The sequence below is a fragment of the Streptomyces toyocaensis genome, from assembly GCF_000725125.1.
Classification (GTDB): domain Bacteria; phylum Actinomycetota; class Actinomycetes; order Streptomycetales; family Streptomycetaceae; genus Streptomyces; species Streptomyces toyocaensis.
In genome coordinates, this window is record NZ_JFCB01000001.1 from 816,073 (window position 1) to 837,838 (window position 21,766).

Below are 21,766 nucleotides of genomic sequence, written 5' to 3' on the forward strand. Positions count from 1 at the left end.
GCGCGCGGCGATCCGACGGCGCGACGACCCGGACGGAGGGGTGGCCATGGACACCGGCCCACTGGAGAGCTGGAACGACGGTGCCGCCAAGCGGGCGATCGTCGAGTTCGTGACGTCCGCTGCCCGGGAAGGGACGCCGGGCTTCGTCCCCCCGGCGGACCGGATCGCCGTGTTCGACAACGACGGGACCCTGTGGGTCGAGAAACCCGCCCCGGTGCAGACGGCGTTCGTCCTCGGGAAACTGGCCGCGCGGGTGCGGGCCGATCCGTCGCTGGCCGGCCGCGAGCCCTACCGGGCGGTCGTCGACGGGGACGAGGCGTTCTTCCGGGCACTGGAGGCCCAGGATCCGGGCGCCGTGACGCTCATGGTGCGGGCACTCGGCTATGCCTGGGAAGGCACCACCCCCGAGGAGTACGAGGCCGAGGCCGCCCGGTACCTGGCGTCCTGGCGTCACGAGCGCTTCGGTCTGCCGTACACGGGCCTCGTCTACCGGCCGATGCTGGAGCTGTTCGACTACCTCAGAGCCCACGGCTGGCGGCTGTTCGTCTGCTCGGGCGGCGGGCGCGACTTCATGCGGGTGTTCTGCGAGGAGCTCTGGGGCCTGCCGCGGGAGAACGTCATCGGCTCGGCGCCGGAGTTCGCCTACCGGGACGGCGTGCCGGTCCGCCGGGCGGAACTGCACGGACCCCTCGCGCTCGGCCCGGGGAAGCCCGAGTACGTCCTCGCCCGCACCGGCCGGCTGCCGTGCTTCGCGGCCGGCAACGACGACGTGGACGTCGAGATGCTGCAGTCCGCGCGGTTCGCCCTGCTCGTCGTGCACGACGACGACGTGCGGGAGTACGCCTACACCGACAACGCGGAGAGGGCGCGCGCGACGGCCGAGCGGTCCGGCTGGACGACGGTCAGCGTGAAGAACGACTGGAACACGGTGCTCACGGAACGACCCGACCAGGAGGTAACGCGGTGCCACAGGTGAACGACGCCCCCAGCCCCGGCACATCGGCCGGGACTCTTCCGTCGATCAGCATGCCGGACCGGCTGGACACGGTCTTCGGCGCGATGGACTTCTTCGACGGCCTGCCCCTGCCCGACGCGGTCGGCCACGGCTATGACGCGCTGGACCTGCTGCGCGGGATCGAGGTGTTCCTCAACTGCGTGCCCGGCGCCTCCATGGTGGCGATGCGGCGCGGCCTGCACGCCATCGGCGTCGACTCCCGCACGATCGGCTGCCTGTCCCCGCGGTGCAGCTCCGCGCCACTGATCCTCACCGCGAACACGGAGACCACGTACGGGATGACCTGCCTGGCACTCGACCAGGACGGACCCACCGTGATCGAGGCACCGGGCAACTCGCTGTGCTTCGTCAACGACCTCTGGCAGCGCCACGTCGCCGACATGGGCATCGCCGGACCCGACAAGGGAGCGGGCGGCAAGTACCTCTTCCTGCCCCCGGGCCACCAGGGCGACGTCCCCGAGGGGTACTTCGTCGTACGGCCGGCGACCTTCTCCTCCTGGGTACTGCTGCGTGCGCTGAACGGCATGGAGGGCCTGCTCCAGTCGCGGATCTATCCGCTCTCGGAGGCGGCGGACCCGCCCGAGCAGCGGTTCCTCAACTTCGCGGAGTCGGAGTTCAACACCATCCACGCGAACGACTTCACGTTCTTCGAGGAGATCGACACCCTCGTCCAGGGCGAACCGCCCCAGGCACTCGATCCCGAGCGGGCCGGCCAGCTCGCCGCGATCGGCATCGTGCCGGGCAAGCCGTTCCGGCCGGACGACCGTATGCGCTCGATCCTCGACACCGCCGCCAGGATCGCCTCGGGCATCGTACGGACGCTGTGCTTCAAGCCGCGCGACCCCGGCTTCTTCGTCTATTCCGGCAGTTCGTGGAAGAACCCGTGGCCGTCGCACAACCACGAGTTCCTCTCGCCGGAGGGGGCCCGGCTGCTGGACGCACGGGCGGTGTACCACTACTTCGCGGCGGGCACCTCACCGGCCATGGCGGCGGCCGCCGTCGGGGCCGGCTCGCAGTACGTCTACACGGCGGAGGACTCCACCGGCGCGCTGCTCGAAGGCGGCCGCGGATACACGCTCACCCTGCCGGCCGGCATCCCGGTGAAGAACTTCTGGTCCGTCACCGCCTACGACCCGCAGACCCGGTCGTTGTTGCGCACCGAGGACCCCCACCCGAGCGTGAACAGCCTCTCGGAGGACGTCAGGGCCGAGGACGGCGGGGAGACGGTCGTCCACTTCGGCCCGACGGCGCCGCAGGGGAGGGAGGCGAACTGGATCCGGACCGTTCCCGGCAAGGGGTGGTTCGTCGTCCTGCGACTCTACGGCCCGCTCGAAAGCTGGTTCGACCAGAGCTGGCGGCCGGGCGAGATCGAACCGGTGTGAGGTAGACGGACGTGGGTGAGGCGATCGGTCAGATCCTGTCGTACGGCGTGGCGGTGGCACTGAGCCCCTTCCCCGTCATCGGCATGGTGCTGATGCTCGCGACCCCCAGGGCACGGTCCAACGGGCCGGCGCTGCTCCTGGGATGGGTGGCGGGCCTGGCCCTGGTCGGCACGGTCGTGCTGCTGGTCTCCGGCGGTGCGGGCCCGAGCGAACAGGGGCAGCCGGCCGTCTGGGTCAGCGCGCTCGACCTGGCGCTGGGCGTGCTGCTGCTGTGGGTCGCGGTGACGCACTGGCGCGACCGGCCGCGCGGCGACGAGGAGGTGGCGTTGCCGAAGTGGATGCGGACCGTGGACTCGTTCACCCCCGCCAGGGCCGGAGCGCTGGGGGCCGTGCTGTCCGCCCTCAACCCGAAGAACCTGCTGCTCGTGATCGCCGCGGCGGCGGCGATCGCGCGTACGGACACCTCCGCCGGCGCGCAGGCCGCGGCCCTCGCGGTCTTCGTGGTGATCGGGGCGCTCGGGACGGCGGCGCCCCTCGTGCTCTTCTTCACCCTCAGGGAACGCTCGCAGCACGTCCTCGACGGCCTCAAACTCTGGATGGAGCGGAACAACGCGGCGATCACGGCCGTGGTCTGCCTGCTCATGGCCGCGAAGCTGATCGGTGACGCCGTCACCGACCTCTCCTCCTGAGGACGGGCATGCTCCGGCTGTTCCCCTCACTGCGGGGTTACCGGCGGCAGTGGCTGGGGCGGGACGCGCTGGCCGGGGTGACCGTGTGGGCGGTCCTCGTGCCCGAGGCCCTCGCCTACGCGACGATCGCCGGCGTCTCGCCCGTGGTCGGCCTCTACGCCGCGCCGGCGGCCCTGATCCTCTACGCGGCCTTCGGCAGCTCCAGGCATCTGGTCACCGGGCCGATGGCGGCGACGGCGGCGCTCTCCGCGGCGATCGTCGGGGAGACCGCCGGCGGATCGAGCACCGACTTCGCCGCGACGACGGCGGCCCTGGCCGTCACGGTGGGCGTCGCGGCGCTCCTCGCCGGGCTCCTGCGCCTCGGCTTCCTCGCCAGTTTCATCTCCGAGCCCGTGCTGAAGGGCTTCATCGTCGGCCTGGCGATGACGATCATCGCCGGCCAGTTGCCGAAGCTGTTCGGCGTCGAGGGCGGCTCGGGCAACTACTTCGAGAAGGTCCGGGGGCTGATCGGGGACCTCGGCGCGACCAGCGGCCTCACCCTCCTGGTCGGCCTCACCGGCCTCGTGCTGATCCTCGTCCTCAGACGCGTCGCCCCGGCCGTGCCCGGCTCACTGATCGCGGTGGTGCTGGGGATCGCCGCGTCCGCCGCCTTCGACCTGGCCGACCACGGTGTCGACGTGGTCGGGGCCATCGACACCGGTCTGCCCTCCCTCGGCTTCCCCGACATCCCGGCCGGCGCCTTCGGCGACCTCGCCGCCGGAGGCGTCGGCGTCCTGGTCGTCGCCTTCGCCGAAGGATTCGGTGCGGCCAGGACCTACGCCTCCCGCGACCACTACGAGGTCGACGCCGACCGCGAGCTCATCGGGCTCGGGGCCGCCGGCCTGGGCGCCGGCCTGTGCAGCGGCATGGTCGTCAACGGCAGCCTCTCGAAGACCGCGGTCAACTGGTCGGCCGGCGCCCGCACCCAGCTCTCGGGCGTTCTCGTGGCCGCCCTGTCCGTGGTCACGCTCCTCTTCCTCACCGGCCTCTTCGAGCAGCTCCCCGAGGCGGTGCTCGCGGGGGTGGTGATCGCGGCGGTGGTCGAGCTGGTCGACATCCGCTCCCTGGTCCACCTCCACCGCGTCTTCACGCGCAGGCTCGGCCAGGCCTACGGCGTCGCCGCGCGGCCCGACTTCCTCGCCGCCGTCGCGGCGATGCTCGGGGTGATGGTCTTCGGCACGCTGCCCGGCCTCTTCATCGGCATCGGAGTCTCCCTGCTCCTGCTCCTCTACCGCTCCTCGCGCCCGGTCGTCAGCGAACTGGGGCAACTGCCCGGCAACGGCCACTTCGCCGCACTCGACAGACACAGCGAGAGCCGCAGGATCACCGGCGTGGTCGTCCTGCGCGTCGAGGCCGGCATCTACTTCGCCAACGCCGACCGGATCCGGTCCACGGTCCGCAGGGGCGCCGCCCGCACAGGGGTGACGGCGGTCGTGATCGACGGCGAGACGGTCCCCTTCGTCGACGTCAGCGCCGTGCGCATGCTCGACGACCTGGCCGAGGAACTCGACTCCCTCGGAGTCCGGCTCCTGCTCGCCCGCGACGTGGGCCAGGTGAGGGACGTACTGCGCACCGCCGAAGCCCGAAAGCAGCTCAGACGCGTGTACCCCACGGTGCGGGCGGCGGTCGACGCGGCCAGGCACGGCACGTGACCCGACCCGCCGCGTGGTAGGGTCATGCGTTTTTCGTGGTCGTCGCGGTGGGCGCAGCCATCTGTTCGGTTCCGCCGGTGCGTGGACCGTTCCGTCCTGCCGGGCCTTCCTCGGTACGTTCCCCTGCGGAAGGCTGTTCATGAAGCACCCCGACGACTCCGGCAACGCTCCCGGCGGTCCCGCCCGGCCCGGGACCACGACTCCGACACCGCCCCCGGCCGCCTCCTTCGCCGGCCTCGAACTGCCGGTCGAGGTTCTGCGGACACTGAGCGCACAGGGGGCGAGCGAGCCCTTCCCGATCCAGGCCGCCACCCTGCCCGACGCCCTGCGGGGACGCGACGTCCTGGGACGCGGGCGCACCGGATCGGGCAAGACGCTCGCCTTCGGCCTGCCGCTGCTCACCCGTACGGCCGGGCGGCGCGCCGAACCGAAGCAGCCCCTCGCCCTGGTCCTCGTGCCCACCCGCGAACTGGCCCAGCAGGTCACCCGGGCGCTGGCGCCGTACGCCGAGGCACTGCGACTGCGGATGGCCACGGTCGTCGGCGGCATGTCGATCGGCCGGCAGGCCGCCGAACTGCGCCAGGGCGCCGAGGTGGTCGTCGCCACTCCCGGACGCCTGCACGACCTGATCGAGCGGAACGCCTGCCGCCTGGGACGGGTGAGGATCACCGTGCTGGACGAGGCCGACCAGATGTGCGACCTGGGATTCCTGCCGCAGGTCGCCCAGGTGCTCGACCAGGTGCACCCCGACGGGCAGCGCATGCTGTTCTCGGCCACGCTCGACCGCGACGTCGACGAGCTGGTCGGTCGCTACCTCCACGACCCCGTGGTCCACTCGGTCGACCCGTCCGCGGGCACGGTCGCGACGATGGAGCACCACGTCCTGGTCGTCCACGGTCCCGACCGCTACGCGGTCGTCACGGAGATCGCCGCCCGCGACGGCCGCGTCCTGCTGTTCCTCGACACCAAGCACGCCGTCGACCAGCTCACCCGGCATCTGCGGGCCAGCGGGGTGCACGCCGGGGCCCTGCACAGCGGCAAGTCCCAGCCACAGCGCACGCGGACCCTGGCGCAGTTCCGCAGCGGCGGGCTCACCGTTCTGGTGGCGACCGGCGTCGCGGCCCGTGGCCTGCACGTCGACGGCCTCGGTCTGGTGGTCAACGTCGACCCGCCCACCGACCCCAAGGACTACGTGCACCGTGCGGGCCGCACCGCCCGCGCCGGCGCGTCGGGCAGCGTGGTCACCCTCGTGCCGGCGGGCGGGCGCCGCGAGACGACCCGCATGCTGGCCGCCGCCGGAATCGAGGCGACCGTCACCGAGGTGCGTTCGGGCGAGGCGGAGCTGAGCCGCATCACCGGCGCCAGGGCTCCGTCCGGGATCCCGCTCGACGGCGGGCCCGCCGTGCCGCGTCCCAAGAACACCAACCTCCCCTTCCGCGGCCTCGGCACCAGCAAGGACACCTCCCGCGGCGGCGGCAGGTCCCGGAAGACGGGCGAGGCCCGCAAGCTCGCCGAAGCCCGCAAGGCCGCCCTCGTGCGCCGCAACGGCCGAGCGGGATGACGTGGCCGGCCCCCCGCACCGCGCGCGGCGTGACAAGCTGTGCCTGCCCACACCCCGAACCCAGGAGGTCACCATGACCGCACAGCCCGCATCAACGGACGGTTCGGAGCAGCCCGCTGCCCCCGGGACGCCCCCGCTGGCACCGGACGCCGACGGCAACTACGACCTCAAGCGCAAGTTCCGCGAAGCCCTGGCGCGCAAGCGCGGCGCGCAGGCGGAGGCCGCCGATGTCGCCGCCAACCCGGGTGCGGCGAAGGTGCGCAGGGCGCACGGACCGGCCGCGAGCCAGCGGTCGTTCCGGCGCAAGAGCGGCGGCTGAGCACGGTCTGCCTGGCGCACTGCCCGGTGCCCCGCACGGATGCGGTCAGCCCTTGACGGCGGAACTGGCGACCCGCCGTGTGGCCCGGACCGACGGCGGAAGCAGACACGTCCGCACCGGGCGCACTCGGGGGGCCCGAGCCCTCGTTGGTCACGGTTGGGTCCCGAGCCGGAATTGTGGCTTCCATCACGGCTGACGTGATCTTGTCCTGGTGTGATCGTGGGATGCTCGGTTTCCTCCTCCGTCTCCTGCCCTTCTGGGTCCGTGAGCCTCTGCTCATCGTGGTCGGGTCCGTTTTCGGCGTACGCATCATGTACCTCGCCCTCCGCGACGGCACATGGGTGGCGGCCGCGATCGGTGTGGCGTTCCTGGTGTTCACCGCGGTACGTGTCCACACGGTGGTCCGGGCCCTGCGCGCCCGCCGGAACCCGAGCCCGGCGGCGTCCGCGGGCGGGGCGGTGCCCGACGATGCTGCCCGGCCGCAGCCGCAGCCGCAGGCTCCGGCGGGGCGGCGTCCGACCCCGGCCGCTTCGGAGAAGGAACCCAACGCGTGGGGCCAGGCCGTCGCGGCCGTGGCCGTGTTCGCGGCACTCGGGGCCGCGGCGTGGCTGGGCCCGCAGCTGCTGCCCTCGGGCGACGACGGCACGCCGCGGGCCGCCTCGTGTCCGAGCGGGGAAGGCGAGGAACTGCCGAGCGCCTACAAGAAGACGTCCCGCGCTGTGACCGGCGACGAGCTGTGCAAGGCGCTCAACCGGTCCGACCTGGCCCAGCTCCTCGGCACGCCCGGGGAGACCGCGACGGTGGCGTCCGGCACCAGCGACACCGCTCCCCTGACCGACGGGAAGGTCGCCCAGCCGGAGGCCGAGGTCCGGTTCGACACCTACACCGTGAACGTCTCGGCCACGTACAACCGGATGTCGATCGCCCAGTACGTGAAACTGATGGAGTTCGGTGAGGAGACGGACGTCAGGACGCTCTCGGTGCTCGGCCGGCCCGCGGTCCTCTTCTCGGATCACACCATGAAGATCGAGATCAGCCTCGGGGGCGGCGGGTCCGGCGGACCCGTCGAACAAGGCCCCCTGGCCAGAACACTGACCGTGGCCCTCGACGGGAAGGACCGGGGCGGCTACTACGACATCACCGTGTGGAGCACGTCCGGAACCCTCCCGGACGACAGCGCCCTCCTCGGCATCGCCGAGACGGTCCTTCCGGCGCTTCCCGACCGGACCGTCTGACGAGGCCCCGGCGGCGGGTGTGGACAGAGCCGGTCTCGTCGAGCCGGCGCGCGGGGTCGGGGTGGCGGCGCGGGCCGGCGCGGAGACGCCGCATCCGGGTGCGGCGTACATGTCGGACCAGCCCGCGCACGGCCCGCCGCGCATATGCGGCGGGCCATGCGCGGGCGGTGTCCGTCCGGCCTTCGTCCCGCGGTTCGTTCGCGCGGTCAGGCGCAGGCGTTCCCGTCGAGCGTGAAGGCCGTGGGGGCCGGATTGCCCCCGCTGAGCGACCCCTGGACGCCGAAACTGGCCGTCCCCCCGGCCGGGATCACCCGGTTCCACTCCACGTTGCGGGCGACGACGGCCGTGCCGCTCTGGGTGACGGTCGCGTTCCAGGCACTGGTGACGCGCTGGCCGCCCGGGTAGCTCCACTCCAGCCGCCACCCGTCCACCGCGGCCGGGCCGGTGTTCCTGACGGTCACCGTCGCGGTGAACCCGTCGTTCCAGGCGTTGTCCACCGTGTAGGTCACCGCGCAGGCCGCCCCCGGCTGCTCACCGGTGGACGTCCGCTCGGCCGCGAAGGCGGCGAGCCAGGCCAGCGGGGCGTTCCAGTTGACCGCCACCTCGTTGGTGGAGTACGAGCCGATGTCGTCGACGTAGCACGCGGCCGGCGCGCAGCCGGCCAGCCTCTCCTGCGCCACCGGGTCCTGCAGGCCGCTGTTCGGGCCGCCCGCGAGCGAGCCCGCCGGCGGGTTGGGCAGCGAGGCGTCCAGCTGGTGCGCCCAGAAGCGGTGGTGCTGGTTGCGTGAGGACGTCTCGCCGTAGCCGGTGACGTAGGACTGCCCGAGGGCGTTGCGCCCGAGAAGGTAGTCCATCGCCTCCAGCGCTCCGGCGCGGTAGCGCGCGTCACCGGTCAGCTCTCCGGCGACGGCCAGGACGATCGCGTTGTTGGCGAGCGCGCTGTTCGACCCCCAGAAGTACCCGTCCGCGGGGATGGGCACTCCGTACCCCTGTCCGGCCATCGTGGACAGGTGGCCGTCGGCGGCCGCGGTCACCGAGGAGCGGATGCGGGACAGATCGGCGGCGGACAGCCCGTTGGGCACGGTGGCCAGGGTGAGCCGTCCGAGCGCGGCCGTGTCCGCCCAGCCGAAGCCGTACCGGGTGAAGGCGCCGGCGGAGGTGTGCCAGGACGAGGAGGTGACGGCGTCCCGGTAGGCGCTCTCACCGGTCGTCGCGTACAACTCGGCGGCCGCCCAGTAGAACTCGTCGGTCACCTGGGTGTCGCCGTAGGCCCCGCCGCCCGTGCTGTCCGAGTCCGGCGCGTAGAGGGCCGGTTCGGCCCGCGCCGCCGTCCAGGCCTTGCGGGCGGCCGCCAGGCAGCGGTCGGCGAACTCGGCGTCGTAGGACCGGTACACGCGGGCGCACTGCGCGGCGGCCGCCGCGAGGTTCAGGGTGGCCGCCGTGGACGGACGGTGCAGCTCACGGACCTGGGCGTCCTGTTCGGGGCGGGTCGGTATGCCGGTCCACTCCGCGTCGTGCACCTTGTGGAACGCCATGCCCGCGTGCGGCTTGCCGTCGGGCACCTGCATCCGCATCAGGAAGTCCAGCTCCCAGCGGGCCTCGTCCAGGACGTCCGGCACGCCGTTGCCCCGCTCGGGGACGCGCAGCGTCGAGTCGCCCAGCGCCTCGTCGGTACCCGCACGCCCGGCCCGCTCGAAGGAGTTGACGACGAGCCAGGTGGAGATGCCTCCGTTGACCACGTACTTGCCCTGGTCGCCCGCGTCGTACCAGCCGCCCCTGACGTCCCGGGTGTAGTCGCAGACCCCGGACTGGCAGGGGACGGACGTGTCGCCCTTGTTCGGGGCCACACCGAGGTGCCCGGCCGGGTGCGCGTAGGCGGAGCCGACCAGGGAGGACTCGATGGCGATGCCGCTGCGCTGGTGGTAGAAGAACGCCATCGCGTCCGAGCGCAGACGGTCGTAGAGGTCGGCGCGGATGTCGAACGGGTCGCTGCTCCTGCCGTCCACCGTCAGGACGTATCCCGAGCCCGTGTCCCGGTACGAGGAGAAGTCGGCCACCTGGACGGACTGTCCGGACGCCTGGTCCGCGCCGCGCGGGACGGTCGAGCCGGAGGCGGCCACCGCGCCGGACGCGGTGCGCAACTGCCAGGTGAGCGCCTGCGGCGACGTGGTGACGACGGTGGCGCGCTTGGGGCCGTCCGGCAGATATCCGACCTGATTGACGCGGACCGCCGTGGTCTCCGCCGCGGCGGTGGGGAGTCCCGCCGCGGCCGGAGCGGTCAGCAGACCACCGGCGAGGAGCGAACCGGCCAGGAGGACGGCGGAGAGGGTTCTGCGCCGGGGTAACGACAGGGAGGGTGGCATGAGCGGCTCCTGAGTCACTGTGGGGACGCTCCCGTGGTGGGAGCGCTCCCATGGTGGACCCGCAGGGGTGGGAGTTCAAGGGTGGGGGCAGGGCGGCTCCCGGGAGTCCGGTGGTGTGGGCGAGGCGGAAGGCCGGACGGACACGCCCCGGATCGGTGCAAACAAGGGCAAACGTCATCCGCGTGATTAGTCTGCCCGGAATGAACGGTGACCTGGTGATCACGACCCTGGCGGAGCGGCCGGAGCTGAGCGCATCCCTGTGGAGCATGCCGCACACCTGGCCGGCGTTCATGGAGCACGAACTCGTCGGGGGTGACACCGAGTGGATCGCCGCCGGGTTCCCGCAGCACGTCCTGGTCGCCACCGGTCCCGGGGGCGACCTGGTGGCCAGGGCGCTGAGCGTCCCGTTCGTTCTCGGCACCGAGGGGCGGGGGGAACTGCCGGCCACCGGATGGGACCAGACGCTGCGCTGGGCACTGACGGACCTGCGGCACGGCCGTACGCCGGACACGGTGAGCGCGATCGACATGACCGTCGCGACGGGAGCCCAGCGCAGGGGGATCGCCGGCCGCATGGTGTCCGCCCTGCGGGACAACGCCCGCGCGGGCGGATTCAAGGAGCTCGTCGCGCCCGCGCGGCCGAGCGCCAAGCACCGGGAACCGGACACGCCGACGGCCGCGTACGCCGTCCGGGACCGCCCGGAGGACGGGCTGCCGCACGACCCCTGGCTGCGGGTGCACGTCAGGGCAGGCGGCGCGGTCGAGTCGGTCGCCCCCGCGTCGAGGACGGTCGTCGGTTCGCTCGGCCAGTGGCGTCGCTGGACCGGGCTGCCGTTCGACTCCGAGGGGCCGGTCACGGTTCCCGGGGCGCTGGTGCCGGTGTACTGCTCCCTCCGGCACGAGCACGCCGTGTACTGCGAGCCCAACGTCTGGGTCCGGTACCGGCTCTGAGCGTGCGTTCGGACACGGCGGGCCGAGCCGCCTCGGCTTTCGCGCCGGGTGACGCCCGGCATGCGCGGGCTCCCCGGGGCGGGCGGTGGGCCGGTCCCGGAGGGCGGGACGGGCGGGGCCGAGGACCCGGGCCCCAGTAACCCGGTCGGTGCCGTCCCGTGGCGGCACCGGCGGGGCGGTACGAGCATGGAGCGCACATCCCCGGCGGGCAGCCGCCGATCGTACCGGCCACATGGCCGGAGAGGAGGCTGCCATGCGTGGCACGCTGCGGGGTCTGGCCCTCTTGCTGGTCCTCGCTCCCTTCCCGGCACTTGCCGTGGCCTGCGCCGACCGCGGTGCGGGCACACAGGCCGAGCAGGTGAGAATCGGGGTCCTGGAGCCGGTCTCGGGACCGGACGCTTCGGCGGGCAAGGACGCACGCAACGGCGCACGACTCGCCGCGGAGATCGTCAACGGGGAATTCCCGGACCTGGCGCTCCCGCTGGCCGGCGAGCCCGGCCTGCCGGGCCTGGGAGGGGCCAGGCTCGAGCTCGTCGACGCCGACACCGGGGGTGACCCGCGAACCGGGGCGAGCCAGGCGCAGCGGCTGGTGGCCGGCCAAGGGGCCGTCGCCCTGACGGGCGCCTACCACTCGTCCGTCACCCGGACAGCCAGTGAACGCGCCGAGCGGCTCCACATCCCCTTCGTCAACGGTGACTCCTCCTCGCCCGCGCTGACCGGACGCGGCCTGCGCTACTTCTTCCGCACCGGCCCCAGCGACCTCACCTTCGGCCGGGCCTTCTTCTCCTTGATCGAGGACCGCAAGGCCGCCGGGGTGCCGATCTCGACCGTCGGCATCCTGCACGTCGACAACCAGTACGGCAACGAGGGCGCCGCGGTCACCCGGCAGCTCGCCCGGGAGCACGGCCTGACCGTGGGCGCCGACGTCGCCTACGGCGCGACGTCCTCGGACCTGGTGCCGTATGTGCGGCAGATCCGCGCCAGTGAACCGGACGCGCTCTTCGTCCTGTCGTACACCAGGGACGCGCTGCTGCTGCAGAAGGCGTTCACCCGGCTCGGCTACCTGCCGCCGGCGGTGCTCGGTTACGGCGGCGGCTTCTCCGACCCCGAGTTCGTGTCCGGCCCGGCTCGGGCAGCCGACGCCCGGGGCTTCATCCGCCGCACCGCGTGGTCGGCCGAGCTGGCCGAACGCGACCCGACGGCCAGGAAGGTCGCCCAGATGTTCGCGGCGGAGTTCGGCGCCCCCATGACGGAGAACTCCGCGCGCGCCTTCACCGCCGTGATGACGCTGGCCGTGGCGGTCAACGAGGCGCGCTCCAGCGATCCGGAGAGGATCCGCTCGGCGCTGAGCGCCGTGAGCCTGCCGCGCCGTGACCTGATCATGGGCTCCTGGGACCACGTACGGTTCGACGCCAGTGGGCAGAACACCGGTGCCGGGGGAGTCGTCGAGCAGTTCCTCGACGGCCGCTGGCGCGTCGTCCACCCGGACGATCTCCGAAGCCGACAGGTCGTCTGGCCGATCTCCGCGGCGCGCGACCGCGAGCAGGTGGTGCCCACCGCGGGCAAGTGACGACGGGCCGGCTCGCGCGTGGGCGAGGTCGGGTGACCGGGCTCTGGTCTGGGTGTCCCGCCCTAGCGGCCGACCAGGCCGCGGGCCCGCCACTTGTCGAAGATCGCCCGCACCTCCGCCTCCGCCTGGGCCACCGACTCCTCGGGCGACTGCCTGCCCTGGGCGGCGCGGGCCATCATGTGCGGCAGGACGAAACGGGTGACCACCTCGCCGACGGCCGGGTTGGGCGGCCCCGGATAGCCGATGTCCGCGGTCCATGTTCCCGAACCCTGCAGCAGTTCGAGCTTGTCGGACGGGCGTGACCCGAACGGGTCGGTGGCCAGCCAGGGGTCGAGTTGCGGCACGCGGGTGGGGAAGGCGGGGAGGTTGTACAGCTCCGACTGGTAGGTACCGACCGCGTCGTTGGCCGACAGGTTGAGGAGGAACTCCTCGGCGGCGTCGACGTTGCCCGAGAACCGGGGGACGACGTAGACGAACACGGCGTGCTGGCCGGCGATCCCGAGACCCGTCGGGCCCCTGAGCGCGGGGGTGAAGGAGATGTCGTCCGCGGTCCCGGGAGCGTCGGACTGCGCGGTGCGGTACGCGGAGACCGCGTTGAGGATGTAGGACAGACGCCCGGTGACGAGCCCCGTGTTGTTGGAGGCCGAGTTCCAGGAGAACACCTCCGGGGTCATCGTCTCCTTGTAGAGCCGGGTCATGTACGTGACGGCGGCGACCGTCTCCGGAGAGTCGAGCACCACCTGCTCGATCTCGTTCTGCACGGACGCGCCGTACGACCAGAGGAGTGCGAGGGCCGCCATGTTGGAGTCGAGCTCGTCCGACATGCCGAGGCCGAGGGGGGTCCCGGACCTCTGCCTGACCGCCTTGCCACCCTCGAGCAGTTCTTCCCAGGTCGACGGCCCGTCGCCCATCCCCACCTGGCGCCACAGGCTCTTGCGGTAGTTGCCCGGATCGGGCGTCCAGGCGTGGCTGTAGCCGTAGTACCTGTCCGTGGACGGGTTGTAAGCCGCCTTCTTGCAGAACGGCTGCTCCAGACCGAACCGCCTGACCGCCTCGTCGTGCAGGTCGGAGAGGTCGACGACGTCCGGCTCCAGCTGGGAGGGAGGGCTGATCCATTCGATGAGGTCGTGGCCCGAGCCCGCCGAGATCTCCGCCAGCGTGCGCGCGACCAGACGCTCCGGGGGGACGTGGTCGACGCGGACGTCCACGCCCACCCGTCTTCCCCACTCCTGCGCATAGGCGTCGAACCACGTGTCGTAGCGGGCCACGTAGTGGTTCAACTGGAGAATCGACAACGTGCCGCCGAGCTTCCGCGTCGGTGTGAGGTGGACGGTGGCGGGCACCGGTGGCACCGAGGTGGGCGGGTTCCCGCCCCCTCCGGTGGCGGACCCGGCCGCTATCGCACCGAGGCCCGTGACACCCGCCGTCTTCAGCAGCCCGCGCCGAGACACACCTGCCTGGTCGTACCCCATGCCCTTCCCTCCGTGTTCCCCCGGACGATGGAGTCGGGGCTGCCTCCACACTGGGCCTCACGACGGGGGAGCACCTTCAGAACTACGTCGAACGGGTGACGTTCCGCGTCCACCGCCAAGTCCGCGGCGTCCAGTGCTGCGACCACCCGGACCAGCAGGTTCGCGGCCGGCTGCGGTGAGGAGTGCCCCCCACCGCGCCGGGTCCAGGGAGCGCCGCGCGGGGCCCGTCGAGTCCTGTGGGACGGTCACCCCGCCCCCGCGAAGGCGAAGACCCGCACCGGTGTCGCCGCCGCCCCGGCCGCTGCCACCCGCAACGGTCTGGAAATCGGAGCGGCACCCTGGCGGTCTCCACCAGCGCCGACCTCTCGGCGACCGCCGCGACCTGGAGCGAGCAGGTCACCGTCACCATGACCGGCGGCCTGCGAGCGATGTCTCCTCCCTGGACGCCAAGTTCCGCGCCTCCTGTGGCGCCGGCTGCCGGCGTTCACGGCGTCGCACGAGTCGAGCCGCTCCGTGCGGCCGTCCGGCGACTCGGCGCTCCCGAGCCCGCGCTCACGGCCGACCTGATCGCCGGGACGCTGCACACGCCGTGCCGCCGTCGACGGCGGTGCTCCGCTCGACACGGTCACGGAGCGCACGCTCGTCCTGGTGCGCCGCTGCCTTGTTCCGCCCGGCAGCACGGCCGGCGCACCGGAGGACGATCACTGAACGTCCCTCACCGCGAAGGCGGGTGGGGTTGACCGGGCCGTTCGGACGACGGTGTGGCGGGCCCGGCGTTCCGCCGGGCCCGCCACACCGGCTCCCCCTCGGAGCAGGGTTCCGTCGCGCCGTCAGCGCCGCAGGGTCAGCAGACCCGGACGGTAGGGCAGGAGACCGTAGTCACCGCCGGAGTCGGGACTGCGTCCCTGGTAGAGCAACTGAAGATTGCAGGGATCGACGGTCATGGTCTGATCGGCGCCGGTGCGGATCAGTTCGCCGTGGCTGATGTCGTTGGTCCAGGTGGCGCCACTGTTGGCCTTGCCGGCGAAGGGGTTGCCCTCGGTCGCGGCCTGGGGCGTCCAGGAGCCGTTCAGACTGGTGGCCGTGAACGAGCGGAAGTACCGGCCCTGCGAGCCGATCGCCTCGACGATCATGAGGTAGCGGTTCTGACCCTGCAGCTTGTAGACCTGCGGGGCTTCGAACAGGTTGTTCGTCGTGTCGCTCATGATCACTGTCGAGGTCGAGCCGAAACTGCCCGGGAAGTTCCCGATCGGCATGCCGGCCCGGTAGATCTTGCCGTTGTCGCCGGCGAAGAACAGGTACATGTTCGTGCCGTCACCGATGAGCGTCTGGTCGATCGGTCCCGTTCCGGAGCCCGAGATGCTTCCCGAGAAGAGCACCTGCTCGGAGGACCAGCCGTTCGGGTTGGTGGGGTCGGTCGAGGTCCGGTAGGAGAAGGCGGTCCCGCCCCACTGGTAGGCGAGCACCCAGATGTTCTTCGGCGCGAAGTAGAAGAGCGTGGGTGCGACCGTCGAGTTGGACATCGTGTTCTGGCCGGCCGAGGCCATCTCCGACCAGTTGGTGAACAGGCCGAAGTTCATCGAACCCCACCTCGTCCCCGTGTCGTGCGTGGTCGCGTAGACGAGTTGCCTGCCGTTGTAGGGGGCGACGGTGAAGTCCTTGAGCGAGACCCACCCCTGCTTGGGCTGTGCCAGCGCGCCCGTCGACGTCCAGCGGTAGCTCGACGGAAGATCGCACGTTCCGGGGGTGTCGGAGCCGACCTTGACGAGCTGCCACTGCTGATTGGTGCCGCCCCAGTCGTCGTACTGGACGACGTTCGCGCCGTCGGCGGTGGAGGCGCCCTGTACTTCGAGGGCCTTGTTGCTGTGGCGCGAGATGAGCCGCACGTAGCCGTCCGAGCTGTCGTCCAGCCGCCACTGCTGGTTGGTGCCGTTCAGGTCGGCCCACTGCACGATCGAGCCGCCGTTCGCGGTGGACCAGTTGTGGACGTCCAGCACCTTGCCCGAGTGGCGGGACTTGACGCGGTAGTAGCCGTCGCCGGAAGCGACGAACTGCCACTGCTGCTGGCTCTGGTCGTTCCTGGTCCACTGGGTGATGCGGGCGCCGTCGTCGGTCGCCCTGTTGTAGACGTCCAGGGCTTTGCCGCTGTTGCGGTTGACCAGCACGTACGAGGCGTTGGGGTCCACGGTCGCGGCCTCGGCGGGCTGGGCACCGAGGAAGGCCGCCACGAGCAGCAGGGGCGCGAGGACGCCGAGTAAGCGTCGTGGACGGACCGGGAACGCGTGGCGAAGCCACATCGGAAAGCCTCCTTGAGGTGGGGGGCGAGGTGACGCCGGTGAACGGCGGAGCGGCAGTCACGCCGGGCGGGAACGGGATCGAATGTTTCGAGGTCATTCCGGCTCCGTATCGCCACAAGCTAGGAAGACGGAGCCCTCCGGTCAAGGTCTGTCGCTGATCTGACCGCAAACAAGCCCCGTTTCCGAATGTCATGGGCCCTGAGGCCGACCGGAAATACGCAGGTGGTGCGTGGTACGGCTGATCGATTCGAGAATCCGAGCGCTTCTACGAGGTGCCGAAAGTTTCGAAAGAGATGCGGAAACTTCTTTCGTCGAGAGGCTTGACGAGCCTCTGTCAACCCCGCACCATCCTGTTTGGCAATCCGACCGCAGTGCGAAATGCCGAACACCGCTCGTCCTGTGCAGACGGTGCCGCACCTACCTTGGAGGCACATCCATGGGCTTTCGTGCCCTTCCCAGAGCCGCCGTCCGGCGGAAGATCCGCGTTCTGCTGCCGACGCTGCTCGTCGGCGCCCTCGGAATGGCCGGCGCGCTGGCCGCGCCGCAGCCGGCTCAGGCCGCCGAGAGCACGCTCGGCGCCGCGGCGGCGCAGAGCGGCCGCTACTTCGGCGTCGCCATCGCCGCGAACAGACTGAGCGACTCGACGTACGCGACGATCGCGGCCCGTGAGTTCAACTCGGTGACGGCCGAGAACGAGATGAAGATCGACGCCACCGAACCGCAGCGGGGCCAGTTCAACTTCACCGCCGCCGACCGCGTCTACAACTGGGCGGTGCAGAACGGCAAGGAAGTGCGCGGCCACACCCTGGCCTGGCACTCCCAGCAGCCCGGCTGGATGCAGAGCCTCAGCGGCAGCGCGCTGCGCCAGGCGATGATCGACCACATCAACGGCGTGATGGCTCACTACAAGGGCAAGATCGCGCAGTGGGACGTCGTGAACGAGGCCTTCGCCGACGGCAGTTCGGGAGCCCGGCGCGACTCCAACCTGGAACGCACCGGCAGCGACTGGATCGAGGTGGCCTTCCGCACCGCGCGCGCCGCCGACCCGTCCGCCAAGCTCTGCTACAACGACTACAACGTCGAGGACTGGACCTGGGCCAAGACCCAGGCCATGTACCGCATGGTGCGGGACTTCAAGCAGCGCGGTGTGCCGATCGACTGCGTCGGCTTCCAGTCGCACTTCAACAGCGGCAGCCCCTACAACAGCAACTTCCGCACCACTCTGCAGAACTTCGCCGCCCTCGGCGTCGACGTGGCCGTCACCGAGCTCGACATCCAGGGCGCCCCGTCCTCGACCTACGCCAACGTGGTCAACGACTGCCTGGCCGTCTCCCGCTGCCTCGGCGTCACCGTCTGGGGTGTGCGCGACAGCGACTCCTGGCGATCGGGGGACACACCGCTGCTGTTCAACAACGACGGCAGCAAGAAGCCGGCCTACACCGCCGTCCTGAACGCACTCAACGGCGGCTCCACCACACCGCCGCCCGCGGACGGCGGACAGATCAAGGGCGCCGGTTCGGGCCGCTGCCTGGACGTGCCCAGCGCCAGCACCACCGACGGCACCCAGGTCCAGCTGTGGGACTGCCACAGTGGCACCAACCAGCAGTGGACGTACACCGACGCCGGTGAGCTCAGGGTCTACGGCAACAAGTGCCTGGACGCCGCCGGCACCGGCAACGGCGCCAAGGTCCAGATCTACAGCTGCTGGGGCGGCGACAACCAGAAGTGGCGCCTGAACTCCGACGGATCCATCGTCGGCGTCCAGTCCGGCCTCTGCCTCGACGCCGTCGGGGGCGGCACCGCCAACGGCACCCTGATCCAGCTCTACACCTGCTCCAACGGCAGCAACCAGCGCTGGACCCGCGCCTGACAAGCCCTGTCACAAGAGATCGCCGACGCTCGCGAGGGTCGCCGCCCAGGTGGTGGCGGTCCTCGTGATCGGCATGGCCCCGTGGTCGGCGTCACGGCGTCACGGCGTCACGGCGCCCGGCGACTCGAGAGGAAGACGTCTCCGTGCATCGCTACGACAACCCGGTGATCAGCGGGTTCCACCCCGATCCGAGCGTGTGCCGGGTCGGTGACGACTACTACCTGGTGTGCTCCAGCTTCGAGTACTTTCCCGGGCTGCCGCTCTTCCACAGCAAGGACCTCGTGCACTGGGAGCAGATCGGCAACGTGCTCGACCGGCCCGGACAACTGCCGCTGCCCCTCCCTGGCGCGAAGGCGTCCGGAGGCCTCTACGCCCCCACCATCCGCCACCACGACGGCCGCTACTGGGTCATCACCACCAATGTCGACGGTGGCGGCACCTTCGTCGTCTCGGCGGAGCTGCCCGAGGGGCCGTGGAGCGACCCGGTGTGGATCGACCTCTCCGGGATCGACCCCGACCTGGCGTGGGAGGAGGACGGCACCTGCTGGTGCGCCTTCTCCGGTCCCGAAGGGGGCATCAACATGGCCCGCATCGACCCGGCCGAGGGCGAGGTGCTGGAGGGTCCTTTCGGTACCTGGTCGGGCAGCGGTCTCAAGTACCCCGAGGCGCCGCACCTCTACCGCATCGGCGACTGGTGGTACCTGCTGATCGCGGAAGGCGGTACGGAACGCGGCCACAGCGTGTCCATCGCCCGCAGCCGCTCGCCGCGCGGCCCCTGGGCGGGCGCACCCGCCAACCCCCTGCTGTCCCACAGCGGTACCGCCCGCTCCATCCAGAACACCGGTCACGCCGACCTGGTGCAGGCTCCCGACGGCAGCTGGTGGATGGTGCTGCTCGGTGTCCGCCCCCGCGGCTTCACGCCCGACGTGCACGTGCTCGGCCGCGAGACGTTCCTCACCCCCGTGGAGTGGGGCGAGGACGGCTGGCCCGTCGTCGCGCCGGTTCCCGAGAGTCACGCGGCCCCGGGCGGTGCCCGGCATCTCCTCCCGGCCCCGCCCGCCCGCGACGACTTCGAAGGCTCCGCTCTCGCGCCGCACTGGATCTCGCCGTTCGCCCGCCCGGAGGGTTCCTGGTCGCTCACCGAGCACCCCGGCCGGCTGGTCCTCAACGCCACCGGCCCCACCCTGGACAGCCCCGGGTACACCTTCGTCGGCCGCCGCCAGCAGCATCACGACTGCCGCGTCACCGCCGTGATCGACCCGGGTACGGGACGCGGCGGTCTCTGTGTGCGCCTGGACGAGGCCCACCATTACGAGGTGGAGGCCGGGGACGGGGAGGTCGGTGTCGTCGCCCGGATCGGACCGCTGCGCCAGACCGTGGCCCGTCGGCCGGTTCCGGCCGGGCCGCTGACCCTCACCGTGACGATCCGGACGTCGGGGCTCGTGCCCGCGTCGCCCGCACTCACCGACGGCGGGACCACGGGCCCCGACACCATCGCCTTCTGGCTCGGTGATCCCGTCGCTCCTCAGGCCCGGCCGCTCGCCGAACTGGACGGGCGCTACCTGTCCACCGAGGTCGCCTGCGGCTTCACCGGCCGCGTGATCGGCATGTACGCCACCGAGGGCGCGGTCGCTTTCGACTGGTTCGAGTACACCCCGGCCCGGGCGTCGTCCGTGTGACGCTCGGTGCGCGCGCGGAAGGCGCTCAGCCGGTCCGACCCGGCCCGGCTCCCGGGCACACCCGCGGTGACCCCGGCGACGGCATCCGGCCCCGGCAACACCGCTGCCCAGACCGAGGGGAAGGCTGCCCGGCCGGAGGCCGAGGTCCGGCTCGGCACTCGCACCGTGAACGTCTCGTTCCCGCACAGCGAGCGGGGAGGAGACGGACGTCAGGACGCTCTCGGTCCTCGGCCGGCCCGCCGTCCTGTTCCCGGATCACGCCAGGGGTGGTCCGACGGCTCTCCAGCCCGTCCGGTCCTTCGGCAGGGCTGGGCGGGATCCGGACGATGCAGCAGGCCGGCGACGTGTTCCCGTTCAGGTCGGCATGTGGCCGGTATCGGGCGCGGGAGCGTCCGGCGCGCCGGCCCGGTGACTGCCGCCGCGGCCGTGGCGGGACGAAAGGTGCACGTGTGAGCCCGGGCCGGGGCCGAGGGCGCCTGCGCGGGCGGCCGAAAGCCGTCCCGCCGTGGTCCGAGCGGCCCTAGCGTCGGTGCCGTGACCACTGTTGAGAACACCGCCTACCGGTACCGCACCGCAGCCCCCGGGGACGCAGAGGCCATCGACGCCCTGGACGGCTCCTTCACCACCGGCACGGTCTTCCGGGTGACCGTCGCCGACGACGGGTTCGCCCTGCGGGAGATCGCCGTGGACCCGCCCCTGACCAAGGTCTTCCCCGAGGACGAGCACGACGGCGACGACGCGGTCGAGGAAGACGACGCGGACTCCCGTACCTTCGTCGCCCACGGGTCCTCCGGCGACCTGGTGGGGTTCCTCGCCGTCTCGTACTCCGGGTGGAACCGCCGGCTGACGGTCGAGGACATCGAGATCGCGCCGGAGCACCGGGGACGGGGGGTCGGCCGGACGCTGATGCGGCTCGCGGCCGAGTTCGCCCGTGAGCGGGGCGCCGGCCACCTCTGGCTCGAGGTCACCAACGTCAACGCGCCCGCGATCCACGCGTACCGGCGCATGGGCTTCACCTTCTGCGGGCTGGACACCGCCCTGTACCAGGGAACACCCTCCGAGGGCGAGCAAGCGCTCTACATGAGCATGCCCTGCCCCTGAGCCGACAGCAGGCGGCACACGGACGGAAGGCCCCCGTCGCCCGGCGCGACCGCCCCCGGAAGGGTGCGCTGCACCGGCACCCCGGGCCGCGTAGTTCGGTTGTTCCTCATGGCGGGGCCTTCTCCGCGGGAGGGCGGGTCAGTGTGTGGTGAAAGGGCCTGAGGAGCGCAGGGTGGCCAGGCGGCGCTGGTACTCCTCCTCGTTGATCTCGCCGCGGGCGAACCGCTCGGCGAGCAGTTGCTCGGGCGAGGGGCCGGCCGGGCTGTGCGTGTGCTCGTGGGGGCGGCCCAGGGCCCGGAAGAGCAGGACGGCGGCAGTGATGATCAACGCCCAGAACAGGATCATGCCGGCCGACATCGCGAACCAGCCCCACCCGCTGACGTCGTGGTCGTACCAGAACATCATCGCCATCACGTCCCCAGGTCACCCGGGCGGCGGGCGCAGGGCCCGCGCTGTCCGGCCTCGTTCTTGTGTTACTTCCAGGGTCCTCCCGTTCCGGCCTGAGGGCACAGGGCCCACCGGTCCCGAACGGCGGGATCGGCCGGCCCCTACCCGGTAGGGGTAGCCGCGAG

At 71.7% G+C, this 21,766-nt stretch carries 17 protein-coding genes; 13 read left to right on the plus strand and 4 right to left on the minus strand.

All coding sequences use genetic code 11. The features are described from left to right. Positions 1-46: 46 nt before the first annotated feature. The 7 genes from BU52_RS03495 (at position 47) to BU52_RS03525 (ending at position 7,892) form a co-directional block, all read left to right on the plus strand. Positions 47-976 carry an HAD family hydrolase gene (locus BU52_RS03495; RefSeq protein WP_051857862.1) on the plus strand — a complete coding sequence of 310 codons (930 nt, stop codon included), beginning with the start codon at positions 47-49 and terminating at the stop codon, positions 974-976. Further along, complete coding sequence (locus BU52_RS03500; protein ID WP_200881140.1) at positions 964-2,397, plus strand: DUF1254 domain-containing protein; 1,434 nt, start codon at positions 964-966, stop codon at positions 2,395-2,397. The genes BU52_RS03495 and BU52_RS03500 overlap by 13 nt, the downstream gene beginning before the upstream one ends. A gap of 11 nt (positions 2,398-2,408) precedes the next feature. After that, positions 2,409-3,086 (plus strand): GAP family protein, encoded by a 678-nt coding sequence (locus BU52_RS03505; RefSeq protein WP_037927508.1) that lies wholly within the window; start codon positions 2,409-2,411, stop codon positions 3,084-3,086. Between the two features lie 8 nt (positions 3,087-3,094). Further along, positions 3,095-4,777 carry a SulP family inorganic anion transporter gene (locus BU52_RS03510; RefSeq protein ID WP_037927511.1) on the plus strand — a complete coding sequence of 561 codons (1,683 nt, stop codon included), beginning with the start codon at positions 3,095-3,097 and terminating at the stop codon, positions 4,775-4,777. Positions 4,778-4,916: 139 nt separating this feature from the next. Then, positions 4,917-6,338: a DEAD/DEAH box helicase gene (locus tag BU52_RS03515; protein ID WP_037927513.1), complete on the plus strand. Its 1,422-nt coding sequence runs from the start codon at positions 4,917-4,919 to the stop codon at positions 6,336-6,338. Positions 6,339-6,411: 73 nt separating this feature from the next. Continuing rightward, positions 6,412-6,657, plus strand: a complete 246-nt coding sequence (locus tag BU52_RS03520) for a DUF5302 domain-containing protein (protein ID WP_037927987.1) — start codon at positions 6,412-6,414, stop codon at positions 6,655-6,657. 224 nt (positions 6,658-6,881) lie between these two features. Then, on the plus strand, positions 6,882-7,892 hold the full coding sequence (locus tag BU52_RS03525) for a DUF6215 domain-containing protein (RefSeq protein WP_037927516.1): 1,011 nt from the start codon (positions 6,882-6,884) through the stop codon (positions 7,890-7,892). A gap of 206 nt (positions 7,893-8,098) precedes the next feature. On the opposite strand, the gene BU52_RS03530 is transcribed toward BU52_RS03525, so the two are convergent. Next, positions 8,099-10,255 carry a glycoside hydrolase family 9 protein gene (locus BU52_RS03530; protein WP_037927519.1) on the minus strand — a complete coding sequence of 719 codons (2,157 nt, stop codon included), beginning with the start codon at positions 10,253-10,255 and terminating at the stop codon, positions 8,099-8,101. Between the two features lie 200 nt (positions 10,256-10,455). Between BU52_RS03530 and BU52_RS03535 the strand changes: the two genes are divergently transcribed. Next, complete coding sequence (locus BU52_RS03535; protein WP_037927520.1) at positions 10,456-11,205, plus strand: hypothetical protein; 750 nt, start codon at positions 10,456-10,458, stop codon at positions 11,203-11,205. A gap of 253 nt (positions 11,206-11,458) precedes the next feature. Continuing rightward, entirely contained in the window at positions 11,459-12,775 is a 1,317-nt protein-coding gene (locus tag BU52_RS03540) for an ABC transporter substrate-binding protein (RefSeq protein ID WP_051857864.1), read from the plus strand. 62 nt (positions 12,776-12,837) lie between these two features. On the opposite strand, the gene BU52_RS03545 is transcribed toward BU52_RS03540, so the two are convergent. Both BU52_RS03545 and BU52_RS03550 read right to left on the minus strand, forming a co-directional pair. Continuing rightward, on the minus strand, positions 12,838-14,247 hold the full coding sequence (locus BU52_RS03545) for an ABC transporter substrate-binding protein (RefSeq protein ID WP_037927523.1): 1,410 nt from the start codon (positions 14,245-14,247) through the stop codon (positions 12,838-12,840). An 830-nt stretch (positions 14,248-15,077) separates the two neighbouring features. After that, the gene (locus tag BU52_RS03550; RefSeq protein WP_037927526.1) at positions 15,078-16,544 is read right to left on the minus strand and encodes a non-reducing end alpha-L-arabinofuranosidase family hydrolase; all 1,467 of its coding nucleotides are present in this window, start codon (positions 16,542-16,544) and stop codon (positions 15,078-15,080) included. A gap of 436 nt (positions 16,545-16,980) precedes the next feature. Here BU52_RS03550 and BU52_RS03555 point away from each other — a divergent pair, with 436 nt between their 5' ends. The 4 genes from BU52_RS03555 (at position 16,981) to BU52_RS03565 (ending at position 21,194) form a co-directional block, all read left to right on the plus strand. After that, positions 16,981-18,414: an endo-1,4-beta-xylanase gene (locus BU52_RS03555; protein ID WP_037927528.1), complete on the plus strand. Its 1,434-nt coding sequence runs from the start codon at positions 16,981-16,983 to the stop codon at positions 18,412-18,414. A 143-nt stretch (positions 18,415-18,557) separates the two neighbouring features. Further along, positions 18,558-20,093 (plus strand): glycoside hydrolase family 43 protein, encoded by a 1,536-nt coding sequence (locus BU52_RS03560; RefSeq protein WP_037927531.1) that lies wholly within the window; start codon positions 18,558-18,560, stop codon positions 20,091-20,093. 6 nt (positions 20,094-20,099) lie between these two features. Next, positions 20,100-20,546 carry a DUF6215 domain-containing protein gene (locus BU52_RS36120; RefSeq protein WP_362267683.1) on the plus strand — a complete coding sequence of 149 codons (447 nt, stop codon included), beginning with the start codon at positions 20,100-20,102 and terminating at the stop codon, positions 20,544-20,546. An 81-nt stretch (positions 20,547-20,627) separates the two neighbouring features. After that, positions 20,628-21,194: a GNAT family N-acetyltransferase gene (locus tag BU52_RS03565; RefSeq protein ID WP_037927534.1), complete on the plus strand. Its 567-nt coding sequence runs from the start codon at positions 20,628-20,630 to the stop codon at positions 21,192-21,194. 138 nt (positions 21,195-21,332) lie between these two features. Here the strand turns inward: BU52_RS03565 and BU52_RS03570 are convergent, their stop codons facing one another. Next, positions 21,333-21,599 (minus strand): SHOCT domain-containing protein, encoded by a 267-nt coding sequence (locus BU52_RS03570; RefSeq protein WP_200881147.1) that lies wholly within the window; start codon positions 21,597-21,599, stop codon positions 21,333-21,335. Positions 21,600-21,766: the final 167 nt, after the last annotated feature.